Annotated in this window: 1 protein-coding gene; it reads left to right on the forward strand. The window is 55.0% G+C overall.

Annotated elements, in window-relative coordinates; all coding sequences use genetic code 11:
- Positions 1–1,898 (forward strand): hypothetical protein (locus AUR66_RS22155; RefSeq protein ID WP_197409806.1); only part of this gene is annotated, 1,898 nt, incomplete at both ends.

The following is a 1,898-nucleotide window of genomic DNA, read 5'->3' on the forward strand; positions in this document are numbered from 1 at the left end:
AATTCCCGGGAGAAAGCAAGAAATCTGGGAGCGCGACCGTTCCGGATGACTTCCCATTCGGGGATGACGTCGATATGCCTGGCGTTGGAGAAGAACAATCGAGCTCCGTCACTGCTCACGTTATCCTCACGGTTGACCTCGTGACGTCATCCTCCGATGCGACTGTTGGCGGGACAGTCAAGTACAATCTCGCGGTTGTCGAGGTGAGTGGCGGCGTCGATGGGTCTGCGTTTGTTGACCTCGAGAAGGGTGATCTGACCCGCGGCGAAATAGATGCATATGGTGCCGCAGTAGCGGAGTACCCTCCACCACCAACGGGGATTCCAAACCCCCCGATCGGAGTGATTCCGCCTAACGTCGTGAGTCTCTACCCCATCTTCGAACTCGAAGTCGAGGCAAACGCATCGTTCGACGAGGTTGATGACCCACAGACTGGGCTTGCGTTTGAGTTCACAGAAGGGGTTGTCTCACCACAACTGAGTGCGAAACAAGAAATCGGTAAAAAGTATCAGGGGACTGACCTCGTGTTAGGGTTCGAAGAGGGAATTGATACTCAGATGCCGATGTCTAATCTCTCGGATGTCAATGGGACAGTCTACGGGCAGTTGTACACCCGTGCGACGGCATATGGATTCTCGACGCAGCTATCGTACCCACCTGGAGAAGACCGCTTTACCTACTCGTTCGACGAGGTGAGCTTGAATGAAGCGCGTGTGACCGCTGAGACGACTGATACGCGAACCGAAACGGGATGGACGCTTGTCTCGAAAACCGGGACCAGTCCACCGAAAGATTCCTCGGTCGGAATCTCGTCGACGGGCATGGTTAGCGCAGATGCAATCGTCGATACGGGAACCATTACTGACGACGTTGTCGACGACGACTCACCTGCGCTTGCCTCACTAAACGCCTCTCAAACAGCGGTCTGGAGTCGGCAGGACCCCGACAAGTCCGTGTTGAACGGGCGGGATATTTACACGAGCTCAAACACCAACGGAGCGTTCGATACGCCGAGTGCACTGACTGACGACAACTACAGCGATTACGAACCAGCCCTCGCCGGAAATTCCTCATCTGCACTTGCAGCGTTCCTGACGTTCTCACAGACATTCAACGAGTCTACTGTCTCCGGCCCATCTGATCTGTATGGCCACGGTGAGATCCGATTTGTGACGAGAGACAGTTCTGGGTGGTCGTCGCCACAGACTGTGACAAACGACAGCAACTTTGATTCGCAGCCAACCGTCGCACACGTCAAGGATACGTATCTGATTGCGTGGCAGCAAGACGGTGATGGGAATCTCAGCACGTGGGGCGACCAGAGTGTCCAGTACGTAACGTACAATGGGACACTCAGTGATGTCAAAACGATTGATAGTGCACGAACACCTGCGCTCTCAGCAGCGAACGGAACGTTTACACTGTCATTCCTTACACCGGATTCCTCACCGATGAACGGGTCTGTCTCGGTACAACGGCTTTCTCCCACTGGGTCGGTCATCGAGACACAAACACACCCGGTCTCACAGATGACAGCGCTCGATAGCTCGAACGGAAGTGTCGCCTGGCTCGACGTGGGGGCGAACGACTCACTCCATATCGCGTCGAACAATTCAGTCAGTACAGTCCCTATTGAGAGGAATATTTCGACACCACAGGCAATCGACCTCACGTCCCGTCCAGGTCGGCTCTTGGTCGGCTTCAGAGCGCACACGCCAGGCAGTTCAGTTGCTCGCGTGTTCTACAAGGCACGAGCTAATGGGACGTGGCTCCCGGCTCGCAAATATGCCGATGGCTCCGATCAAAACCTCACCTTCTGGCAAGGTGATTCTGCACCAACAACTGATGGGTTTGTCTCCGTCTTCGCAGGAAAAGACCTCCGCAGTAATCAGGCACAC

Origin of the sequence: Haloferax profundi (genome assembly GCF_001469865.1) — an archaeon.
In the GTDB taxonomy this organism is placed as follows: domain Archaea; phylum Halobacteriota; class Halobacteria; order Halobacteriales; family Haloferacaceae; genus Haloferax; species Haloferax profundi.